General features: G+C 44.5%; 19 protein-coding genes. 3 read left to right on the forward strand and 16 right to left on the reverse strand.

The features are described from left to right. Positions 1–8 precede the first annotated feature (8 nt). From lepB to udk, 7 genes are all read right to left on the reverse strand, one after another. Complete coding sequence (gene lepB / locus FEK29_RS15840) at positions 9–1,709, reverse strand: signal peptidase I (RefSeq protein WP_138259417.1); 1,701 nt, start codon at positions 1,707–1,709, stop codon at positions 9–11. A gap of 96 nt (positions 1,710–1,805) precedes the next feature. Further along, entirely contained in the window at positions 1,806–2,507 is a 702-nt protein-coding gene (gene dapB / locus FEK29_RS15845) for a 4-hydroxy-tetrahydrodipicolinate reductase (protein ID WP_138259418.1), read from the reverse strand. A 2-nt stretch (positions 2,508–2,509) separates the two neighbouring features. Then, positions 2,510–3,145 (reverse strand): DUF5683 domain-containing protein, encoded by a 636-nt coding sequence (locus tag FEK29_RS15850; protein WP_240042769.1) that lies wholly within the window; start codon positions 3,143–3,145, stop codon positions 2,510–2,512. Beyond that, on the reverse strand, positions 3,138–4,037 hold the full coding sequence (locus FEK29_RS15855; protein WP_138259419.1) for a ParB/RepB/Spo0J family partition protein: 900 nt from the start codon (positions 4,035–4,037) through the stop codon (positions 3,138–3,140). Before FEK29_RS15855 ends, FEK29_RS15850 begins: the two co-directional genes overlap by 8 nt. A 1-nt stretch (position 4,038) precedes the next feature. After that, on the reverse strand, positions 4,039–4,812 hold the full coding sequence (locus FEK29_RS15860) for a ParA family protein (RefSeq protein ID WP_138259420.1): 774 nt from the start codon (positions 4,810–4,812) through the stop codon (positions 4,039–4,041). A 172-nt stretch (positions 4,813–4,984) separates the two neighbouring features. After that, complete coding sequence (locus FEK29_RS15865; protein ID WP_138259421.1) at positions 4,985–5,320, reverse strand: FtsB family cell division protein; 336 nt, start codon at positions 5,318–5,320, stop codon at positions 4,985–4,987. Continuing rightward, on the reverse strand, positions 5,320–5,934 hold the full coding sequence (gene udk / locus FEK29_RS15870) for a uridine kinase (protein ID WP_138259422.1): 615 nt from the start codon (positions 5,932–5,934) through the stop codon (positions 5,320–5,322). The genes FEK29_RS15865 and udk overlap by 1 nt, the downstream gene beginning before the upstream one ends. Before the next feature lie 262 nt (positions 5,935–6,196). On the opposite strand from udk, the gene FEK29_RS15875 reads away from it, so the two are divergent. Next, the gene (locus tag FEK29_RS15875) at positions 6,197–7,417 is read left to right on the forward strand and encodes a multidrug effflux MFS transporter (RefSeq protein WP_138259423.1); all 1,221 of its coding nucleotides are present in this window, start codon (positions 6,197–6,199) and stop codon (positions 7,415–7,417) included. Between the two features lie 173 nt (positions 7,418–7,590). On the opposite strand, the gene acs is transcribed toward FEK29_RS15875, so the two are convergent. From acs to nagB, 8 genes are all read right to left on the reverse strand, one after another. Further along, positions 7,591–9,498: an acetate--CoA ligase gene (gene acs / locus FEK29_RS15880; RefSeq protein ID WP_138259424.1), complete on the reverse strand. Its 1,908-nt coding sequence runs from the start codon at positions 9,496–9,498 to the stop codon at positions 7,591–7,593. An 84-nt stretch (positions 9,499–9,582) separates the two neighbouring features. Beyond that, a complete protein-coding gene (locus tag FEK29_RS15885; protein ID WP_138259425.1) occupies positions 9,583–11,277 on the reverse strand; it encodes a sodium:solute symporter family protein in 1,695 nt (564 codons plus the stop codon). Between the two features lie 67 nt (positions 11,278–11,344). Next, complete coding sequence (locus FEK29_RS15890) at positions 11,345–11,605, reverse strand: DUF4212 domain-containing protein (RefSeq protein ID WP_138259426.1); 261 nt, start codon at positions 11,603–11,605, stop codon at positions 11,345–11,347. A 44-nt stretch (positions 11,606–11,649) separates the two neighbouring features. Continuing rightward, positions 11,650–12,726, reverse strand: a complete 1,077-nt coding sequence (locus tag FEK29_RS15895) for an anhydro-N-acetylmuramic acid kinase (protein ID WP_138259427.1) — start codon at positions 12,724–12,726, stop codon at positions 11,650–11,652. 7 nt (positions 12,727–12,733) lie between these two features. Continuing rightward, complete coding sequence (locus FEK29_RS15900) at positions 12,734–14,296, reverse strand: glycoside hydrolase family 3 protein (RefSeq protein WP_138259428.1); 1,563 nt, start codon at positions 14,294–14,296, stop codon at positions 12,734–12,736. 1 nt (position 14,297) lies between these two features. Then, positions 14,298–15,563 (reverse strand): MFS transporter, encoded by a 1,266-nt coding sequence (locus FEK29_RS15905; RefSeq protein ID WP_138259429.1) that lies wholly within the window; start codon positions 15,561–15,563, stop codon positions 14,298–14,300. Continuing rightward, complete coding sequence (locus FEK29_RS15910; protein ID WP_138259430.1) at positions 15,547–17,079, reverse strand: glycoside hydrolase family 10 protein; 1,533 nt, start codon at positions 17,077–17,079, stop codon at positions 15,547–15,549. Before FEK29_RS15910 ends, FEK29_RS15905 begins: the two co-directional genes overlap by 17 nt. A gap of 48 nt (positions 17,080–17,127) precedes the next feature. Beyond that, positions 17,128–19,053: a glucosamine-6-phosphate deaminase gene (gene nagB / locus FEK29_RS15915; RefSeq protein ID WP_138259431.1), complete on the reverse strand. Its 1,926-nt coding sequence runs from the start codon at positions 19,051–19,053 to the stop codon at positions 17,128–17,130. Positions 19,054–19,249: 196 nt separating this feature from the next. Between nagB and FEK29_RS15920 the strand changes: the two genes are divergently transcribed. Both FEK29_RS15920 and murQ read left to right on the forward strand, forming a co-directional pair. Further along, entirely contained in the window at positions 19,250–19,999 is a 750-nt protein-coding gene (locus tag FEK29_RS15920) for a DeoR/GlpR family DNA-binding transcription regulator (protein ID WP_138259432.1), read from the forward strand. A 7-nt stretch (positions 20,000–20,006) separates the two neighbouring features. Continuing rightward, complete coding sequence (gene murQ / locus FEK29_RS15925; RefSeq protein WP_138259433.1) at positions 20,007–20,816, forward strand: N-acetylmuramic acid 6-phosphate etherase; 810 nt, start codon at positions 20,007–20,009, stop codon at positions 20,814–20,816. A gap of 107 nt (positions 20,817–20,923) precedes the next feature. On the opposite strand, the gene FEK29_RS15930 is transcribed toward murQ, so the two are convergent. Then, the gene (locus FEK29_RS15930; protein ID WP_138259434.1) at positions 20,924–22,045 is read right to left on the reverse strand and encodes a PQQ-dependent sugar dehydrogenase; all 1,122 of its coding nucleotides are present in this window, start codon (positions 22,043–22,045) and stop codon (positions 20,924–20,926) included. Between the last annotated feature and the right edge of the window lie 67 nt (positions 22,046–22,112).

The following is a 22,112-nucleotide window of genomic DNA, read 5'->3' on the forward strand; positions in this document are numbered from 1 at the left end:
GCCTGTGGTTATTTTTGGGCCTTTTTGCGTTTCCAAAACCAGTTGCCCACAAAATAGGCCGCCAAGAGAATCAGGAAGTACTTAAAATAGGATTGTGGTTCGCCATCCCCGTTTACGGTCGTAAAGATGCGGTCCCATCTGGGGCGCCATTTGGACATGGGTTCCGTAAAGTTGTCAAAACTCATCCATATGAAAATAGGCGTTCCTACGATATGGTTCTCTGGTACATAGCCCCACGCCCTGCTGTCTTCTGAATGGTCCCGGTTATCCCCCATCATCCAATAATAGTCCTGTTGAAAGGTATACGTGTCAGCAACTTCGCCATTGATCACTATTTGGTTGCCGTTCACGTCCAGGGTGTTGCCTTCGTACTCGCGGATAATCTTTTTGTATAGCGGCAGTGTTTTTAGATTCAGCGAAACTGTCGCCCCTTCCTTGGGTATATAGATGGGACCCATTTGACTATAGTTCCAAGGGTAATCCGGACTTTGGGGGAAAAGGTTGATGCCCCTTCTGCCTTTGGGGACTATTTGCCGAACTACGGAATCGATACCCGAGTCCTTGCGTAGCGTAGCTACCATTTCATCCGTAAGGGGAACCAAGCGCTCCCGATCCGTTACCTCTTTAAGAGAAAGCCGATTATTTCTAATGACATCGGTTGGGAAGCCTGAACTGCCCGTATAGAGTTCCAAACCGCCATCGGCCAGTTGGTTAAATCCTTTTAAATAGGGATTTATAGCTTGGGCCTGTTGTTGGTTGACGGGTCCTGAAATGTATTTTCTGGTGAAATCCGTAATTCCTAATTGGTCCAACAGTCTTGAGGATACTCCTTTTTGGGCGTAAATGATATAATCATACTGAGGTTTGGCACTTCCGGGCAGTTCCAGCTGCTTGCCGTTTATGAATACATATCCATCGCGCACTTCCAGGGAATCCCCAGGAATGCCCACGCAACGTTTTACGTAGTTGGATTTTTTGTCGATGGGTTTTTTCACCCCGGCTTCGGCCCTGAAGAATTGGCGAACGGTATCCGCCGGCCAACTAAAAACTACAATATCGTTCCGTTCAACCTTTGTAAATCCGGGCAATCGAAAATAGGGAAGCTGCGGTTTGTTCAAATAGGACTTTGTTCCTATGAGGGGAAGGGTGTCATGCACCATAGGAGCCGCCACCGTAGTCATGGGTGTCCGGGCCCCATAATGGAATTTGCTCACGAATAAAAAGTCGCCCACACGCAAGGTTCTTTCCAGTGATCCGGTGGGTATTACATACGGTTGAATAAAATACGTGTGCACCAAAGTGGCCGCCACTACGGCAAAAACAATGGAACTTACCCATTCGCCCAAGGCCGTGCCTGGATGGAGGCTCCTATTTTCGATATATTTTACGTCCAATGCATAGTTCACATAGAAGATATAAAAGCCTAGGGTCAAAACGACCAACCAGGATTCCAAGAGGCTATTCCTGCCATAGCTCCGTATGGTCTCCACCCAGATTACAGGGAACATCAATAGATTGATTATGGGAATGAACAATAGAATGACCCACCATTTGGGCCTGTTGATAATCTGCATCAATACGATGGCATTGTAAATGGGGACAAAGGCCTCCCAGGGCTTGCGACCGGCCATAACGTATAATTTCCAAGTTCCTAGAAAATGAATTACCTGTATTGCTAAGATGAATATGATCCACTGTGTGCCATTCATGATGTATACTTTTTACGCGATAATCGATATTTAATGCTCCCGCTAGGAACGTAATTTGATTGTATCTGTCTATTGAATATTCGTTTGTTACTTATTTTAACCCAGGTTTAACACATCCTTCATTGTGAAAACCCCTGTCTTTCCAAGAATCCATTCCGCAGCAATGACGGCTCCCAAAGCAAATCCCTCGCGGTTGTGTGCGGTATGTTTTATCTCAATACAATCTACAGCGCTAGCGTATTCCACGGTATGGGTACCCGGCGTATCCCCGATTCTCTTGGCCGAAATCGCAATTTGATGATTCCCCGGTTCGTTCAGCTTCCATTTTTTGTAATCGGTATGGGCAATGATTCCTTCCGCCAAGGTAATGGCCGTGCCACTGGGTGCGTCCAATTTTTGGGTATGGTGAATTTCCTCCAACGAAACGGAATACTGGGAAAGGTTTTTCATCATTTTGGCCAAATATTCGTTTAGTTCAAAAAAGATGTTTACCCCTAAACTGAAGTTGGAGGCATAGATAAAGGCTCCTTTTTGCTCCTTACAATGTTGGACAACCGACCCGAATTTGTCAAGCCAACCTGTGGTTCCAGAGATGACGGGAATCTTATTGTCAATACAATTTAGTATGTTTTCGTAAGCGGCATCCGGAGTACTAAAATCGATGGCTACATCGATCTTTGAGAAATCTACCTCTGTGGTTCCCACATCGATTTTGGCAACGATTTCATGTCCTCTCTCAACGGCCAACCGCTCGATCATTTTTCCCATTTTTCCGTAGCCGAAAAGTGCAATCTTCATACTTAAAATTTTATGGTTAGGGCCATTCCGTAGGTGGGGTTGTTGGTAACGGCGTTCAGGTCAAGATACGGTTCAAAATCCAGGGCCAGATTGTTATCGATATTGAATTGCTTTAAGTGCGCATCCACATTGGCATCGATAATGTTCAAACTATAGGCCACGATGGATAAAACCAACCAAAGGTCCCGGTCGCGCTGAAACCGTTCCTGTTGGTTTTCCAAGTCACCATCGTCCAAAAGGGGAAAAATACCTTCTCCGTTGAATTCATCGTCCGTAAACCCGGCCTGCCTTCTTTTAAAGGCTGTCCTGAAACGTTTGTAGTTATCGTTGTTCCAAGTATAGGCATAAACGCTTCCACCAATAGCACCCCAAACAAGCGGAACCTTCCAATAGCGCTTGTTGTAGATTTGGCCCAGACCGGGCAGCACCGCAGAATAAAATGCGGCCTTGCTGGGAGCCAATGGATTTATATTCCTTGATTTCTTGATAGTTAGGGAGTCGTCCATGATCAGGACATCCGTACTAAGTGCGTTGGAAATGGAATCCGTTGCTTTTTCCTCCGGTTGCTCTTCCACTTGGGAGTAGGACGTTACGGTCAAAAAAAATAACAGGGAGAGTATTGAGAAGTGTTTATGCACCCGTAATCAACTTTTTTATTCGCTCGAATTCCTCTTTGGAATGAAAGGGGATGGTAATGCTTCCTTTGGAATTTCCGCTGGTCTTCACTTTGATTCCCGCGGATAGATGTTTGGAGATTTCCTCGATTCCCGATGCCACATAGGTTGGGGTCTCCCCCTTTGGTTTTACCGGTTTTGGCTCCTCTTTTTTGTGATAGTTCTTTACGGCATTCTCCGTATCCCGTACCGATAAATTTTGCCCTACGATTTTCTCGTAGAGGGCTATCTGGTCCTGCCTGTTCTCGATATTTACCAAGGCCCTCCCGTGTCCCATGCTCAAAAAGCCGTCGCGCATCCCGGTCTGTATAATGGGGTCTAGCTTTAATAACCTTAGGTAATTCGCGATCGTAGAGCGTTTTTTTCCCACCCGATCACTTAATTTTTCCTGGGTAAGATTAATTTCATCGATAAGCCGTTGGTAGGAGAGCGCAATTTCAATGGGGTCCAAATCTTGTCGCTGGATGTTCTCCACCAACGCCATCTCCAAGGATTCTTGGTCGTTAGCGATGCGAATATAGGCCGGGATGGTATCCAGTCCTACCAATTTGGAGGCGCGATACCTTCTTTCCCCAGAAACGAGTTGGTATTTGTTGAAACCAAGCTTTCTTACCGTAATGGGCTGGATAACACCCAATTCCCGTATGGAAGAAGCCAATTCTTGTAAAGTTTCATCGTTAAAATTGGACCGGGGCTGAAAAGGATTGACCTCAATATGCTCTAAATCCAGTTCAATGATATTACCAACGACCTTGTCGGCGTTTTTATCCGATGCAGATTGTATGTCATTATCAGGGTCCTTCAACAATGCCGATAATCCTCTTCCCAAAGCCTGTTTCTTTACTGCTTTTGCCATGTTATGCTGTCTGCTTGTTTTTCTTCACCACCTCGTCCGCCAGGTTCAGGTAGTTCGTTGCCCCTTTGCTGGCCGCATCATACTTTATGATACTTTCGCCGTAGCTGGGCGCTTCGCTCAATCGAACGTTCCGTTGGATGATGGTCTCAAAGACCATATCGCCAAAATGTTTTTTGACCTCTTCCACCACTTGGTTTGAGAGCCGTAATCTGGAATCGTACATGGTCAATAACATTCCTTCAATGTCCAATTGCGGATTGTGGATTCGTTGTACGCTCTTTATCGTGTTCAATAACTTACCCAAACCTTCCAAGGCAAAGTATTCACATTGAATAGGGATGATGACGGAGTCTGCGGCTGTCAGTGCATTTAAGGTCAAGAGCCCCAAGGAAGGGGCGCAATCGATAAGGATATAATCATACGCATCCTTGATGTCCATGACGGCCTTTTTCATCATGTATTCCCGTTCGTCCTTGTCCACCAATTCTATTTCGATCGCCACCAAGTCTATATGGGCGGGAATCAAATCCACATTGGGTGAGGTGGTTGGGATGACGGCCTCTTTGGCAGTTTTTGTATGTTCCAAAAGCTGATAGGTGCCCAACTCGATACTATCCACGTCAATACCCAATCCAGAGGTGGCATTGGCCTGGGGGTCGGCATCGATCAACAGTACCTTCTTTTCCAGAACACCTAGGGAGGCGGCGAGGTTTACGGTCGTAGTCGTTTTACCAACGCCGCCTTTCTGATTCGCTATAGCAATTATCTTGCCCATATACTAAGTAAGTTAGGGTGTAAAAATACGATTATTTGTGGGGCTGATAAAAGGATTTTGTTAACACAAGGTGAATAACCAAACCCTTTTGATTAAAAAAGCGTTAAAGTTTTAGATATCAAAACTTTAGATGTGAAACTTGCAATGTACATACCGCTTAGCCGGATGGGCCTTATTCCTTTTTTTCCTTGAGCTTGAGGCTGTCCTCGTACTCAATCAAATAGATTTCCTCGTTTTTTTTCTTCAGGTAGTATTCCTCTCTGGCAAATTTTTCCAACTCGTCCTCATTGGACAGTTTTTCGATGACTTTTTTATCCTTGGCGATTTCCTTTTTTAAGAATTCCTGGGTCTTTTCCAACTTGTTTATTTCACGTTTTAGCTCCATGTGAATGAGCAGGGAGTTGGTGTCAAAGAAGACCATCCATATAACGAATACGGTTAGTACCAAAACATAGATATTGGTCATGACCTTGAACCATTTTTTCTCCCTTAATTCCTTTAGTCCCACTAGGCTTCGGCTAATTTTTCGTTAATGATGCTCCTTACAATTTCAACGGCAACCGTATTGTATTTATTATTGGGAATGATGATATCAGCATATTCCTTGGTAGGCTCTATAAACTGGTCATGCATCGGTTTTATGACATTCTGATAATTGTCCAGGGTTTCGTTCAAGTTCCATCCACGTTCGTTCACGTCCCTTTTCAATCTACGGATGAGGCGCTCATCGGTATCGGCGTGCACAAAAATCTTTATGTCGCACATATTTCTGATTTCGGCATTGGTCAAGATGAGGATACCTTCTACTATCATTACCTTTCTTGGATGGGTAGGTATGGATTTTTCTGTCCTATTACACTCCAAAAACGAATACACCGGTTGTTCTACGGATTCCCCCGCTTTTAGCGCCTTCAGATGTTTTTCCAATAATTTGAAATCGATGGCACTGGGATGGTCAAAATTGGTCTTTCGGCGTTCTTCCAAAGTAAGATGTGAAAGGTCGTTGTAATAGGAATCCTGCGAAATGACACCCACCTCGTTTTTAGGCAGTTCATTGATGATCTGATTTACCACGGTGGTTTTTCCGCATCCCGTTCCTCCCGCTATTCCTATAATGAGCATCCATCTAGTATTTGGCCCAAAAATACCAAAGTACAAGAAAAAAATGCGCACTTACTTATAAAATGTATTTTAACCCCTTATTTGGAGCACAGACCCCAAAGGTTTTTAAAACCTCTGGAGTCTGGATAACCATTTGTTTATATCCTGTAACAATTATCGAGTCTATTTCTTAAAATTCTCCGTTCGTAGCGTAAATTTTTGGAAAACTTAAAATTGACGATCGGGTAACGGTCATTCTGTTATTAAGGGTTACTTTTGCGCCATGCAAAACGAACAGGTAAAACCTAATTTTGAATTTGTAGCGTTAATGGCCTCATTGATGTCCATCGTAGCCTTAACGATCGATGCCTTGATTCCTGCAATTTCCGATATTGGCATGGCCATTCATAGCTTGGACCCGACCCAAAATCAGCTATTGATCATCATGATATTTTTGGGACTGGGCGTGGGGCAGCTCTTTTTTGGACCCATTTCCGATAGTTTGGGCAGAAAGCCCGTGGTATACATTGGTTTCGGGGTTTTCGCCATCGCCAGTATTATCTGTCTTTTGGCACCAAACCTAGAAATCATGATTGTTGGTAGGATTTTACAGGGTGTCGGGCTTTCGGCGCCAAGGACCATCAGTATTTCCATTATCCGGGATACCTACAGGGGGGATTATATGGCCAAGATTATGTCCTTCGTGACCGCTTTCTTTATATTGGTGCCGGTCATCGCTCCCGCTTTTGGGAAATTTATCATGAGTTTTTCAAGCTGGGAAGGCATTTTTTATGCACAGCTGTTTTTTGGTTTGGTGGTATGTTTTTGGTTTTATAAAAGACAGGAAGAAACCCTGAAACCTGAATATAAGGTACCTTTTAAAACATCGGTATTTACAAACGGAACCAAGGAAATTTTCAAGTATCGGGAGACGGTTTCCTGTACGATTATCTCCGGATTGATTACAGGTTCTTTTTTAGTGTATCTAAGCTCCGCCCAACATGTTTTTGAGGAATTATATGGCATGGCAGATAGCTTTCCGCTAATCTTCGCCGGACTCGCCATTTCCATCGGTTTTTCAACGTTGACGAACGGTACGCTAGTGTTACGTTTTGGCATGCGAAACCTATCTTTCGTGGCCTTGTCCGCCTTCACGGCCATCGCCCTTCTCTATAGTGTTCTATTTTGGAACAAGCCCGACCCAAGCGTGCCCGTATTGATCGGCTTTCTTTCGATATTATTTTTGTGTTTGGGTTTTATCTGGGGAAATTTACGGTCCATCGCCATGGAACCTATAGGTCACATAGCTGGCATTGGGGCCGCGATTACTGGTTTTGTGTCCACCGTGCTTTCCATCCCTATTTCAATTTACATCGGGAAATATATAACCGACTCCGTATGGGCCTTGTTCGCAGGGCTTGGTATATGTGGATTATTTTCAGTGGTCCTGTTCGTCGCGTTTAAGACAAGACCACTGTTTGCAAGTAATCAGGCGTATCAGTAGAATAAAACCCAGATTATGCATTAGAAAAGCTGTTACAACTAAAAATCGCTTTATAATAAAACGCTACGCTGTATTTTCAATTTCGCCATAGCGGTGCTATACCGAAATTTCCAAACCACTTTACTTTATTGCGCTTTTTACCTTCGCGACGCTCCCCTAATGCATATTCCGGGTTAAAGCGCCTCATCCATGATTTCCTGAACGATTTCAGGATTCAACAGCGTACTCGTGTCGCCTAGATTTGAGGTGTCACCACTGGCGATCTTGCGCAGTATCCGTCGCATGATCTTACCACTTCGGGTCTTGGGCAATCCGGAAACGAATTGGATTTTATCCAGTTTGGCAATAGGGCCAATTTGCTCCGTAATCTGTTGGTTGATTTCCTTTCTGAGATTGTTTTTGTCCCTGCTTTCCCCGGTTTCCTTTAAGATGATATATCCATAGAGAGCATTGCCCTTTACATCGTGCGGGAAACCAACAATCGCAGATTCTGCCACGGCAGGATGTTCGTTGATGGAATCCTCAATAGGTGCCGTACCCAGATTATGACCGGAAACGATGATTACATCGTCCACACGGCCTGTAATTCGATAATATCCCACAGCATCGCGTAAGGCACCGTCACCGGTAAAATACATGTTTTCATAGGCCGAAAAATACGTATCCCGATAACGTTCGTGGTTGCCCCATATGGTTCTTGCCATGGAAGGCCACGGGAACTTTATACAAAGTCTGCCATCCACCTGATTTCCTTTGATTTCAGTTCCATTTTCGTCCATTAGGGCTGGTTGTATTCCAATAAACGGTAAAGTAGCATAGGTTGGGGTTGTTGGTGTTACATAAGGAATTGGGCTGATCATAATGCCTCCTGTTTCCGTTTGCCACCAAGTATCTACGATCGGACTATTCTTTTTGCCCACGTTGTTATTGTACCAATGCCATGCTTCCTCATTTATAGGTTCTCCAACGGAGCCCAAAACCTTTAGGCTGGATAGGTCGTATTTTTCAACATAATCGAGATTTTCCTTTGCCAAGGCGCGTATTGCGGTGGGAGCCGTATAGAACTGAGTGACTTTGTGTTTTTGGACCACTTCCCAAAACCGACCAAAATCGGGGTAGGAGGGGATTCCTTCGAACATCACGGTGGTGGCACCGTTGGCCAAAGGCCCATAGACGATATAGGAGTGTCCGGTAATCCAACCGATATCGGCAGTACACCAATACACGTCCTCTTCCCTGTATTGAAAGACATTTTTGAAGGTGTATGCGGTATAGACCATGTATCCGGCGGTGGTATGGACCATTCCTTTTGGCCTTCCTGTGGATCCCGAAGTGTATAAAATGAAAAGTGGGTCTTCGGCATTCATGATTTCGGCAACGTTATCGCCATAGGCATCGTCCAATAAAGGTTGCAACCAATGGTCCCTTTGGGGCATCATATCGATATCGCTATGGATGCGTTTCGCCACCAAAACCGTTTCTACGCCGGGGCAGCCTTCCAAGGCTTTGTCCACAATTCCCTTTAAATCGATGGTCTTGGCACCTCTATAGGAACCATCCGAAGTTATAACCAACTTACAATCGGAATCATTAATCCGTGTAGCAAGGGCATTGGAGGAAAATCCGGCAAAAACGACCGAATGTATGGCGCCAATTCTGGCGCATGCCAATACTGAAACCGCCAATTCAGGTATCATGGGTAAGTAGATACACACCCGGTCCCCTTTTTTGATGCCTTTTTCCAACAGCACATTGGCCATTTTGCATACGCGCTGGTGCAATTGTCTGTAGGTAATATGTTCCGCTTCTTCCTTGGGGTCGTTGGGCTCAAAAAGAATGGCCGTTTTATCGCCACGGGTAGGAAGGTGTCGGTCAATACAATTCTCGGTAATGTTCAACTGTGCACCTTCGAACCACTTTACTTCAGGTTTTCTAAAGTCCCAGCTCAGGACATTGTTCCATCGCTTGCGCCAAACAAAGTGCTCCTCTGCGATTTCTTCCCAAAAGGCCTCTGGATTACGAACGGATTTTCTATAAACTTGATAATATTCCTCTAGATGTTTAATGTGATAGTTACTCATTTTTGTATGCTGATTTTACGCGATAATCTAAATTGAAAATATTCCAAAACTGGTCCGTCCCGGTTTTTAAAAATACGAATTTATTTAATGGTCTATGGCCTCTCCTGCACCGCTTGGAATCCGAATATCCTCCACAATCTCCTGAACATTATAGGGAGGGGGCGGGGTGAGTTTCATGACACTAATGGATACCAAAAAATTGGCGAGCATGGCAATGCTTCCAAAACCTTCTGGGGATATGCCAAACCACCAATCTTCTGATGTTCCACCGCCAAACCAGTCGAACTTGAACTTGGTCATATAGAACAGCATCAAAAGGGTTCCCGTGACCATGCCGGCAATGGCCCCTTCCTTGTTCATCTTTTTGTAAAAAATTCCAAGCACAATGGCCGGAAAAAAAGAAGCTGCGGCTAATCCAAAGGCGAGGGCGACCACGGCGGCAACAAAACCGGGCGGGTTGATTCCAAAATAACCAGCGATTACAACGGCAACCGTTGCCGATAAACGTGCCGCCCAAAGTTCCCCTTTATCTGAAATAGTGGGTTTGAATACTTTTTTTATGAGGTCGTGAGATACTGAAGCCGAAATCACCAATAGTAGGCCTGCCGCGGTAGATAACGCGGCCGCAAGGCCACCGGCCGCCACCAGGGCAATTACCCATGCAGGAAGGTTGGCTATTTCCGGATTTGCCAGTACCATGCTATCTGGATCTACGTAAAGTTCGTTTCGATTTTTATCCGCTACATACTGTATTTTACCATCTTTGTTCTTATCGTCAAATTGAAAGAGCCCCGTAGTTTCCCATTTTGTAAACCATTCTGGCATGGAACCGTATTCCTTGTTGTTAACCGTATTTATCATATTCGTTCTGGCGAATACGGCCACGGCGGGTGCTGTGGTATAGAGGATAGCAATAAGAAGTAGTGCCAATCCGGCCGATTTTCTTGCATCTTTGACTCTTTTTACTGTGAAGAAGCGCACAATAACATGGGGTAGTCCGGCGGTGCCTACCATCAACGCCAAGGTAATGGCCAACACATCTATCATGGATTTTGAGCCGTTGGTATAGGCGTTAAAACCCAATTCCGTGGATAATCCGTCCAACTTGTCCAAAAGGTAGGTTCCCGAACCATCGGCCAATTTGGAACCCATTCCCAGTTGCGGAACGGGATTTCCGGTCATCTGGATGGAAATGAAAATGGCTGGCACCATAAAGGCGAAAATCAAAACACAGTATTGGGCTACCTGCGTATAGGTGATTCCTTTCATTCCGCCAAGCACGGCATAAAAAAGAACGATGATCATTCCGATGATGACACCGGTGTTGATGTCGACCTCTAAAAATCGGGAAAAAACTACGCCAACCCCGCGCATTTGCCCAGCTACATACGTAAAGGAAACGATAAGGGCACAGATAACGGCTACGATTCGGGCGGTTTTGGAATAGTAACGGTCCCCTATGAAATCCGGCACGGTAAACTTTCCAAATTTCCGAAGGTATGGCGCCAATAAAAGCGCTAAAAGCACATAGCCCCCTGTCCAGCCCATAAGGTAGACGGAACCGTCATAGCCCGCAAAGGCGATGATGCCTGCCATGGAAATAAATGATGCGGCGGACATCCAATCGGCTGCAGTGGCCATACCGTTTGCCAACGGGGAAACCCCGCCCCCGGCCACGTAAAAATCCTTGGTGGAGCCGGCGCGCGACCAAATGGCAATACCGATATACAGGGCAAAAGTAATTCCGACGAGAAGGTAGGTCCAGATTTGAACGCTCATAATTTTTTAGTTTGTGTGGTCTTTGGTTTTAGGCAGTCTTGGTGTTGTTTGAAAGCATTTTTAGAGACTATTCATTATAGCCATATTTTTTGTCCAGTTTGTTCATGAGTCGGACATACACGAAAATAAGGATTACGAAAACGTAGATAGATCCTTGTTGCGCGAACCAGAACCCGAGTTTAAAACCGCCAATTTTTATCGTGTCCAAGGCATCTTTAAAGAGGATACCCGCTCCATAGGACACCAAGAACCAAATTGTTAAGAGAATGAAGAGATATTTTACGTTTTCCTTCCAGTATGCGGAGGCTCGTTTTTGTTTGTCGGACATTTTTAGGAATTATCTAATTAAGATAGAAAATTAATGAAAATACTTCAATTGGGTAAAAAAATAACCCCGCTTGAGGAATCCCTTTTGGCACCCGTAACTGTTTTGAGTACATTAATTTCCTTTTCCGACCTCAATACCCCCATGAAGGCGAAAACCAGCGCTTCCTTGAATTCAATTATTTTTTTTTCCGGCACAACGACTTCTATATTTTTATTTAGTTTTTGCTTCAATGTTTCAATGAGAAAGGTGTTCAGGGCACCTCCACCGGTGATGAATAATTTTTGGGCTTGCTTTCCGGAATTCAAGGTCACTTGATGGGCAATTTTTTCGCAAATGTGATGAACGGCGGTGTGTAAAAGGTTCTCTGTACTGTCTTTTGTAGTTTCTACAATAGGAACGACCTCCTCCAAAAACCACTCATATCCGATCGATTTGGGGTGTGGCAATAAATAGTAATTAAGGTCATTGAGCTTTTTCAACATCTCAGGATTGATGTTGCCCGATTTTGCCATGGTCCCGTTTTCATCATAATCCAGTCCGATTTTTCTGGTGATGTAATTCAAGATCATATTCGCCAGGCCGATATCATAGGCAATCCTGCTACCTTTGGATTCAAAGGAGATGTTGCTGATACCCCCAAGGTTGAGGCAAAAATCATATGCACTGAAAAGCAATCGGTCACCGATGGGAACCAGGGGCGCACCCTGTCCGCCCAAGGAGAGGTCGTTACTTCTAAAGTCGCAGATTACTTGATGTCCGCAAGCATTGGCCAAATGCTGCCCCGATCCCAACTGAAAGGTGAGTCCTAGTTCCGGCCTATGATGCGAGGTATGGCCGTGGCTCGCAATAAAATCGGTCTCCAGATTATTTTCAGCGATGAATTCCTTGGCCCTTGCCCCAAGCCAACTTCCGTACTCGTTGTGCAGTTGCAGCAATTTTTCGGCCGATAGGTGTATGGCATCCTTGAGCTCGTTCTGCATTTCTTGGGTATAGGATATACTTTTTGTTGCCTTGATCTCGAACTCCCATCGGTCCTTATGTTTCCAAAAATGGCAAAAGGCCAGGTCCAGACCGTCCAATGAGGTGCCGGACATAATACCGATGACTTTGTATTTATTCATAGTTACGTTACGTTAATGAAACAGGTAATTTTCCATGCGCCTTTATTTTTCCCAAGAAATGTTCCGTGGCCACATCCTGAAACTCGGTAAAATCTTGATAGACCAATACGGTTGCAACGGATTTTTTTACATCAAAAAGGTTTAGGGAATATGGATTTCCAAAATAGTAAAGTACCACCTTCTTTTCCTCTAGCATTGCATTGATGAAATCAATTTCTTCTTGAAAGAAACCAAATTGGTTCGCGGGCTTCACTTTGGGCGGGGTTACCAGTAAAAGAATATTTTTCTCTTGTTTGGTTTCCTGTTTGGCTTCCTCCAAAAAGGATAGGATATCTTCCTTTAAAGCGTTTTCTTGGGAACGTTTTAGGGTAAGGGTACAAAAGTCTTTTTTTCTGAAAGATTTGATATCGGTTTCGGTGCCATGGTATACCGTGATGCTTTCCGTTGCGATTTCCTTGTTTAACTTACTGCTATCCGAAAGTTCGCCGAATCCCTTCCAAAATGGATTTCCCATCGCCTTTACCTTGAGCTTCCATACGCGTTCAAAGGTTTCTTCAAGCTGTTTTGCAGTACTATTTATTGCGATGGTCTCAATGCCTTCCTTTACGTGTTCGGCAAAGCAAAGGATATCGTTTCCTGCATTGAAGGCGAGCCATTCCAGCTCACCGGGCACGGGATAGATTTTTGAAACGGCATGCATGTTCAGGGCATCGGAGATGACAACGCCCTTAAAATGTAGTTCGCCCCGTAAAAAATCGGTACAGATTTCCCTCGAAATACTTGCGGGAGTATCCGAGCCATTTGCCAAAGCCGGCACGGACAAATGGCCCACCATTACGGCATCCACGCCTTCTGATATTATTTTTTGAAACGGATATAGTTCATTTTCCAAAAGCTCCTTCTTCGATTTATCAATGACCGGAATCCCCAAATGTGAATCTACGGAGGTATCCCCATGTCCCGGAAAATGTTTGATGCTTGTCAATATGCCAACACTTTCCGTTCCTTTTATGTAGGCCAATGCTTTTTGCGTTACTTGTTCCCGGTCATCTCCAAAAGACCGATACCCGATCACAGGGTTGTTGGGGTTGTTATTGATATCCACTACCGGGGAAAGGTTCCAATGGATTCCGGCCGCCAAACAGTCCTGGGCAATCTTTTTCCCTACTTCATAAATAAGTTCCTCTTTTCCGGTAAACGCCCCCAAAGTGATGGCGTAGGGATATTGAGGGGTATTTTCAACGCGCATCGCCAAGCCCCATTCCGCATCGATTGCAATAAAAAGGGGATATTTTGATGCTGACTGATATCTTTTTATGAGGGATTTTAAGGTATCAAAACTTTGCTCGTTTCGTAAGACCTCCTTTTTACCCTCAAAATTGGTAGCCGCACTCGCCCTCGAATGAAAAAAGCAAATGCCCCCAATACCGTAATTCCTGATCAAATCTTCCAAGGCATGGATTTCTTCTTCCGTATCGTTGATAAACGCTGCGGGCATGAAAAATTGACCAATTTTTTCGGCAGTACTTAAGGTGTTTTTGGCTTCGGTATAGTTAGGTAACGACTTCATGTTAGTTATCGGTTTTCTTTCCGAATTCCGGTGGGTAGGTGATGTATTTCAATAATATCAAGGCGGGTAAGGCCGCGATAACGACCCAAATAAAGAATCCGTCGTACCCCAACCATTGTTGCATATATCCGCTGATCATGCCAGGAAGCATCATGCCGAGTGCCATAAATCCTGTGGCAATGGCATAGTGGCTTGTCTTGGACCTGCCTTCGGCTATATAAATAAGATACATGAGAAAAGCCGCAAAGCCGAAACCATACCCAAATTTCTCGAACATAACGGTGGCGGTTACTGGTATGACATGCGTGGTTTTGGTAATCGCCAAAAGGGCGTACAAAATATTCGGCAAGTTTAGGGAAAGCACCATGGGAAGCATCCATTTTTTGAGTCCGTCGCGGGAAATCAGGATACCGCCCAGAATACCCCCAATAGAAAGCATAATAACACCTGCCGTACCAAAAATGGTCCCTATAAGTTCCGTGGAATAGCCCAGCCCTCCTTTTTCCGGACTGTCCAGCATGAAAGGAGCCGCCATTTTTACCAATTGTGATTCCCCTAGTCGGTACGTTAAAATGAACGCCAACGCGATTCCAATGTTTTTCTTCTGAAAAAAGGACTTGAACACTTCCAGGAAGCTTTTGGGTTTTTCGGTAACATTCGATGCTTCTGATTCATATTTTGGGGTCACAAAGAAATTGGAAATGGTGAGCAACAGCATTAGAACCGCCGCAGCGATCATGGTCATGCTCCAGGCCTTGGAATTGTCCCCGTATTTGTTTTCAAGGAATCCGGCCATGATAACGATAAGCCCTTCTCCTGTGACCATCGCCAAACGGTAAAAGGTACTTCGCATGCCCACGAAAAAGGATTGCTTTTTTTCCGTTAGTCCCAGCATATAATACCCATCCGAAGCGATGTCGTTCGTGGCCGATGCAAAGGCCGCCATCCAAAAACAGGCGAGGGTAGTTATAAAAAACATATTGGTGGGGATGCTCAATCCTACGCCCAATAAGGCAATCGCGATGAGCAACTGCATGCCCAAAAACCACTTTCGCTTGGTACTTTTAAGGTCTACCAAGGGACTCCAAAGGGGTTTCAATACCCAAGGGAGGTACAACCAACTGGTATACAGTCCAATGTCCGAGTTGCTGACGCCCAACTGCTTGTACATGATGACCGAAACGGTTACGACCAACACATAGGGCAGGCCTTGCGTGAAATATAAAATGGGCACCCAGCCCCATGCGCCCTTATCTTTTTCTGCCATACCCTGATATTTGATTTAAATGTAAAATTGTTGGTTGGGATTCCCGCCCATATCGGTCCAAAAAAGTAACCGCAATTCGCTTTCCTTTGAGAACCGACTTTGGTATTTGGACCTGATTTGATTCCGCCTCAATAAAAATCTTGTCAAGAAGTTTCTTGGCTTTTAATTCCGATGCCGTTCTTTTTCCCGATTTATATACAAGTGCATATTGAATTGCATCATTGTGCGCTATGGTCAATGTCAAAAAATCATCTGATTGTACCTTGCCGATAATGTCAATGTTTTCCGAAGGTTGTTTTTGTCCGCCATTAATTTCAGGTGTAAGGGCCGGCCATTTGTAATACTTTTTTTTCAAATAGGAAACCACGTCCGGGTTATTTTCCATTAGGGATTTTGCGCTGAACAAAATATTGCCTGATATCTCTGGGGTCTGCCTCGCCAATTTGAACTGGTTGGGCAATTCCTTTTTTTTCTCCCAGGCTAGATCGCTATTATTTCGGACTTTATAGGCACCATTGCCAATATATACTTGGGTATTCGCACTGTTCTTGGCCCACCAATTCACCAGGGTTTTATGGGAGGCCACAGGAAGCTCCAGGCTCCAATAGATTTGCGGGGCTATGTAATCCAGCCAGCCATTTTCCATCCATAGGAGCGGGTCGGCATAGAGGTTTTCATAGGTGGTCTGGCCCGCTTGGGTTTCGGAACCCCGTGGGTCTGTAGACTTATTTTTCCACACCCCGAACGGACTCACCCCAAAGGAAACCCATGGTTTTATTTCCTTGATCGTTGCGTAGCTTTTTTTTATAAGGCTGTCCACATTACTTCTTCGCCAGTCTTCCAAGGACTGATTGGGTAAGGAGCAGTTGTAATAGGTAGTGCTATCGTTGAACACTTCGTCCTTGATGGTGTAGGGGTAAAAATAGTCGTCAAAATGTACCCCGTCAATAGCATACGAACTGGTCAATTCTTTTATTATAGAGGTAAATTTTTCCTGTACTTGGGGCAATCCGGGATTGTAGTAGTATTTGGTTCCGTATTTGACCATCCAATCAGGATTCGTATTATAGTCGTGTTCAGGGCTTAGGATATCGGTATTCAAATCGAATGTGGCCCTGTACGGATTTAACCAAGCGTGGAATTCCAAACCACGGCTATGCGCCTGTTCGATCATCCATGCCAAAGGGTCTTCTTTCCACTTGGGGTTTTCCCCTTCCGTTCCGGTCAGAAATCGGGACCACGGAGCATATTCCGAAGCGTAGAAAGCATCCCCGGTGGCACGGACTTGCACAATCACGGCATTGTAGTTGAGGTTTTGATAAAAATCCAGAATTTTTAGAAAATCCTCCTTTTGTTTTTCGACCGTATCCAAGCCATTTTTAGGCCAGTCAATGTTCACCACCGTGGCTACCCAAACCCCTCGAAATTCCTTTTTTGGTTGTGGGATAGTGGAGGTAAGGACACCGCAGGAACTGGCAAGTGTCAAAAGGAAAACAACAATTAGCTTTTTGGGCATGGGAAAAATAAAAAGGGCCTATCGAAAATAGGCCCTTTTTTAAGAGTATTAAAATTTATGTCTTACAAAAGCTTCCATGGCCGCATAGGAAGACATGCCCAAAGCCTTGTATTTGTTTGCGGTATCCCTATTTCGCTCCTCGGCTCGCATCCAGAATTCGCGGGAGTCGTCCCCTTGGAACATAACCCCATCCTTTTGGGACTGATGGCAGAATATGGCATTTCTCTTTTTTAGGACCTGTCCCGGACTCATAGGAACGCACATTTCTATTTCGTTGATGTCCCATTCGTGCCAAGCGCCCCTATACAGCCACAACCAACAGTCTTGTATGAAAGGTTCCGGTTTTAGTCGTTTTAAGGCTTCTAGAACGGCGTCCAGACAGACTTTGTGGGTGCCATGAGGGTCTGCCAAGTCCCCGGCAGCATATATTTGATGCGGTTTAATCTGGCTTATGATATCTACCATTAAGTCTATATCCTCTTTAGAAAGATTGTTCTTTTTAATCGTTCCGGTTTCGTAGAAAGGCAGGTCCAAGAAATGGACGTTGGCATCCTTTAGGCCCATGTATCGGGTGGCGGCATAGGATTCGGACCGCCTGATATCTCCTTTCAACCTACGTAATTCCGGGGAATCGATTTGGCTATCCCGTTTGTTGTTGATCGAATTGATGATTTTCTGAACTTTTTCAGAGGGGTTCAAGTTCATGGCGATTTCCGCGAATTTGCGGGCATCGGTATCGGATACGGCAATATTTCCGGATGTTTGGTAGACTACATGCACTTCGTGGCCCTGTTCTACCAATCTATCGAAAGTTCCCCCCATGGAAATGACGTCATCGTCTGGATGCGGGCTAAAAATAATGACCCTTTTTTTGGCAGGTTCCGCCCGTTCCGGTCTGTAAGTGTCATCCGCATTCGGTTTTCCACCGGGCCATCCCGTGATGGTGTGCTGTAGTTTGTTGAAGATCTGAATGTTGAGGTCGTAGGAATCCTCGATGGCGAGTAGATCGGCCATGCCGTTGTCGTTGTAATCCTTATCGGTGAGGCTCAGAACGGTCTTACCGGTTTCTTCGCAAAGCCAGATGATAGCCTTGGCCTTGAGTTCTTCCGTCCACTCGCAGGCATCTACCAGCCACGGGGTTTTGTTTTTTGTCAATTCCGAGGCTGCACCGGTATCCAGGATAAAGGTGCAGTTGGGATGGTTTTGTAGGTAGGTTGCCGGCACCTGCGAGGAAATTTCCCCTTCAATGGTTTTTTTGATGATTTCAGCCTTGTTTTCGCCCCAGCCCAAAAGCACGATCCGTTTGGCCTTGCGAACTGTGGCGATACCCATGGTGATGGCCTTCCTGGGAACGTTGGTTATTCCAAGAAACGCTGGTGCGGCGTCCACACGCGTGATGTGGTCCAAGGTGATCACCCTTGTCCCGGAATTATAATGGGAACCGGGTTCGTTGAAACCAATGTGTCCCGTTCTACCGATACCCAATAACTGAAAATCGAGTCCGCCGTAGTCCTTTATTTTCCGTTCGTAACCCAAACAATAGGCTACCGTATTCTCAGGGGCTACGGTACCGTCCGGAATGTGCACGTTTTCTGGGTCAATGTCGATATGGTTGAAGAGATGTTCGTGCATGAAGTAGTGATAGCTCTGAATATTGCTTTTTTCCATGGGCAAATATTCGTCCAAATTGAAGGTGACTACATTTTGGAAGCTAAGACCTTCCTCTTTGTGCATTCGTACCAGTTCAGAATACACACGAATAGGAGAGGAGCCAGTGGCCAGCCCCAAAACACATGTTCTTCCCTGATTTTGTTTTTTTCGGATGAGTTCCGCAATCTCTTCCGCTACGCGAATGGACGCTTCATTGGAATCCGAAAAAATGACGTTGTGGATTTTTTCAAATCGGGTTTCCTCAAATTGTCCAATGGGTTGGTGGCTTATGTCCCTCTTTTTTTTGACCATGGTGGTTTTCATAGAAAATTGGAATTATACTTTTTAAATTCATGCAAATATAGGCAATAAAAATATATTTTGCTGTTTTTTGCAATTTTAAATTGCTGTTTTTTGCAATATTAAATATTAAATTAATTGTCAGGACACAATAACGGAATAAAACGGCATGTTTAAATTTTAGTTATCTTTGTCCCAATTTCTATTTATTTGAATACCTATGTTAAAGGAAGAACGCCAACAAATCCTCTTGAACGAAGTAGAATTGCATAATAGGATTCTATTGACGGATATTGCAGAAAGCTTGGATGTTTCCATTGATACCATCCGTAGGGACGTTAAAGAACTGGATGCCGAAAACAAATTGAAGAAGGTTCATGGTGGTGCCATTTCCTTGGGTTTTACCAATAGCAATAGCAGGAATACAAACATCTATGCCCTGGAGGAAAAAGTTATTATCGCCCAAAAAGCCGTTACTTTGTTAAAGGACGGTGCGGTCATTTTTATCGATGGGGGTACCACCTGTATGGAGCTGGTACGGCTCATTCCGGATAATTTGAATTTGACCTGTTTCACCATCAGTCTACCGGTAGCCATGGAACTGTCCCACAAACCAAATGTAACGGTCATTTCCATTGGGGGACAGATTTCCAAGGAGGCCCAAATATCCATCGGTGCGAACGCCATTCATAATCTTTCTGAAATTAGGGTCGACTATAGCTTTATAGGTACTGGATATGTGGATGCCGTGTATGGGCTTACGGAGTTTGATTGGGATATCGTACAAGTAAAAAAGGCGGTCATAAAGGCGGCAAAAAAAACGGTTTTATTGTCCATTTCGGAAAAGCTAAATTCGCAGCATCGGTATAAAACCTGTGATATCAATACCATTAATACCATGATAACGGAGTTGGAACCGTCCGACCGAATGTTGGAGGTCTTCCGCAACTGTGACATACGCATCTTATAAATACCTTATGGAATACAAAAAAATTACGGAGTCACCCTCCAATCATGATTATTTGGAACAATTGGATACTGTTTCCATCCTCCAAAAAATGAACGAAGAGGATAAGAAGGTTGCCGATGCCGTCGCCCTGGTAATCCCCCAGATTACCCAGTTGGTGGATGCCCTTGCCGAACGTTTCATACAGGGGGGACGTTTATTTTATATTGGTGCGGGAACCAGTGGCCGCTTGGGGATTTTGGATGCTTCCGAAATTCCTCCCACTTTTGGTATGCCCCATGAACGTGTTATTGGACTTATTGCAGGAGGTGATACGGCTATTCGAAAGGCAGTTGAGAATGCAGAGGATGATACCCAACAAGCTTGGCTGGACCTAAATGAACATACAATAAATGAAACCGATGTTGTAGTTGGTATTGCAGCTTCGGGCACTACACCTTACGTTATCGGTGGTCTTGAATCGGCACAAAAAAATAATATCCTCACGGCTTGTATCACCAACAATCCGGGTTCTCCAATTACAAAGGTTTCCGATATTCCTATTGCTGTGAACGTGGGTCCGGAATTCGTTACGGGAAGCACGCGCATGAAAAGTGGTACCTCCCAAAAGCTGGTGCTCAATATGATTTCCACGGCCCTGATGATAAAGATCGGACGTGTAAAGGGAAACAAAATGGTCAATATGCAACTCACCAATAACAAATTGGTGGATCGAGGAACGAGATATATTGTAGAGGGTCTTGGTGTAAGTTATGACGAGGCCGAAGCTTTGTTAAAAAAACACGGCTCCGTTAAAGAGGCCTTGGAGGCCGGTAAATAGTAAAAGTGTTTGCTTTCCTGGATTTGAGAATTAAAAAATTCAAAACACTAAAACCAAAATGCCCAATGTCAAAATCCCAGTGAATAAATGGCTTACCCTAAAGGTTTTTATTTTTTGGGGTTTAGCCGATAAATCCCTTTTCCTTCCACTCCCACGTAAATTAGTCCGTCAGGTCCTTCTTCAATGGAACGAACACGTCCTATGCCGTCCATTAATTTTTCCCTTCTCGTAACCTTGGTTCCATTCAGTTCCAAGCGCTCCAAATACTGAAATGCCAGGGAACCTACAAGGACACTGCCTTTCCATCCGTTGTATTTGTCCGTGGTTATAAAGACCATACCACTTGGAGCGATGGAAGGTACCCAGTAATGAATGGGCTGTTCCATGCCTTCCATGTTGGTCTTATCCGTAATGGGCGTGCCGCTATAGTTGATTCCATAGGTTATCACCGGCCACCCGTAATTGGCTCCTTTTTTGACGATGTTGATTTCATCACCGCCTCGAGGACCATGTTCGTTGTCCCAGATTTCACCGGTTTTAGGGTGTACGGCAAGCCCTTGCGGATTTCTATGTCCGTAGCTGTAAATGGCGGTTTTTGCACCTTTTTTCGCTACAAATGGGTTGTCCTTGGGTATACTGCCATCATCGTTTAACCTGTAAATTTTGCCACCGTCCCTAGTAATATCCTGAGGATTGACGTCCCGTTCCCCGCGTTCCCCTATTGAAAAATAAAGAAACCCTTTATCGTCAAAAACAATTCTTGACCCAAAATGTTGCCCTTTTGTGGTGTTGGGAACTGCTTTGTAGAGCACTTGGTTTTGGACCAGTTTGTCACCCTCCAGTTTGGCCCTCATGATAGCCGTATTTCCACCTTTGCTATCTCCTTCTGGGGAGGCATAGGACATATAAATCCATCCATTTTTTTCATAATCGGGATGCAGTTCAATATCCAAAAGACCACCTTGTCCCCGCTGATAAATTTTGGGTCCATTAGCGATTTTTGTCTTTTTTCCATTAAAAAATCGGATTAAATCACCGTTTTTTTCGGTAATCAGCATACTTCCATCCGGAAGGAACGTGAAGCCCCATGGAACCTGTAGGTCATCGACGAACAGCTCCGCATCGAACGGAACGGTTTGTGGCGTAGAAACCTTGTTTTCAGGGTTTTGTGCGCAAGAAAAATTGAGCAATACAACGAAAAAACAGAAAAATAATACACTTTTTTTCATCTTGGAACGTTAGAAGAATATTAATGAGTGAAGATAGATTTTTTATACTAATACCGAGAATATAAGC

Source organism: Maribacter aurantiacus (genome assembly GCF_005780245.1).
In the GTDB taxonomy this organism is placed as follows: domain Bacteria; phylum Bacteroidota; class Bacteroidia; order Flavobacteriales; family Flavobacteriaceae; genus Maribacter; species Maribacter flavus.

Coding starts and splice junctions, on each gene's coding strand:
- FEK29_RS15885 (WP_138259425.1), bottom strand. CDS start 11,277: ATGAGCGTTCAAATCTGGACCTACCTTCTCGTCGGAATTACTTTTGCC.
- lepB (WP_138259417.1), bottom strand. CDS start 1,709: ATGAATGGCACACAGTGGATCATATTCATCTTAGCAATACAGGTAATT.
- FEK29_RS15900 (WP_138259428.1), bottom strand. CDS start 14,296: ATGAAGTCGTTACCTAACTATACCGAAGCCAAAAACACCTTAAGTACT.
- FEK29_RS15860 (WP_138259420.1), bottom strand. CDS start 4,812: ATGGGCAAGATAATTGCTATAGCGAATCAGAAAGGCGGCGTTGGTAAA.
- FEK29_RS15890 (WP_138259426.1), bottom strand. CDS start 11,605: ATGTCCGACAAACAAAAACGAGCCTCCGCATACTGGAAGGAAAACGTA.
- FEK29_RS15875 (WP_138259423.1), top strand. CDS start 6,197: ATGCAAAACGAACAGGTAAAACCTAATTTTGAATTTGTAGCGTTAATG.
- FEK29_RS15905 (WP_138259429.1), bottom strand. CDS start 15,563: ATGGCAGAAAAAGATAAGGGCGCATGGGGCTGGGTGCCCATTTTATAT.
- nagB (WP_138259431.1), bottom strand. CDS start 19,053: ATGAAAACCACCATGGTCAAAAAAAAGAGGGACATAAGCCACCAACCC.
- FEK29_RS15855 (WP_138259419.1), bottom strand. CDS start 4,037: ATGGCAAAAGCAGTAAAGAAACAGGCTTTGGGAAGAGGATTATCGGCA.
- FEK29_RS15895 (WP_138259427.1), bottom strand. CDS start 12,726: ATGAATAAATACAAAGTCATCGGTATTATGTCCGGCACCTCATTGGAC.
- murQ (WP_138259433.1), top strand. CDS start 20,007: ATGGAATACAAAAAAATTACGGAGTCACCCTCCAATCATGATTATTTG.
- dapB (WP_138259418.1), bottom strand. CDS start 2,507: ATGAAGATTGCACTTTTCGGCTACGGAAAAATGGGAAAAATGATCGAG.
- acs (WP_138259424.1), bottom strand. CDS start 9,498: ATGAGTAACTATCACATTAAACATCTAGAGGAATATTATCAAGTTTAT.
- FEK29_RS15920 (WP_138259432.1), top strand. CDS start 19,250: ATGTTAAAGGAAGAACGCCAACAAATCCTCTTGAACGAAGTAGAATTG.
- udk (WP_138259422.1), bottom strand. CDS start 5,934: ATGCTCATTATAGGAATAGCGGGAGGAACGGGATGCGGAAAAACCACC.
- FEK29_RS15930 (WP_138259434.1), bottom strand. CDS start 22,045: ATGAAAAAAAGTGTATTATTTTTCTGTTTTTTCGTTGTATTGCTCAAT.
- FEK29_RS15910 (WP_138259430.1), bottom strand. CDS start 17,079: ATGCCCAAAAAGCTAATTGTTGTTTTCCTTTTGACACTTGCCAGTTCC.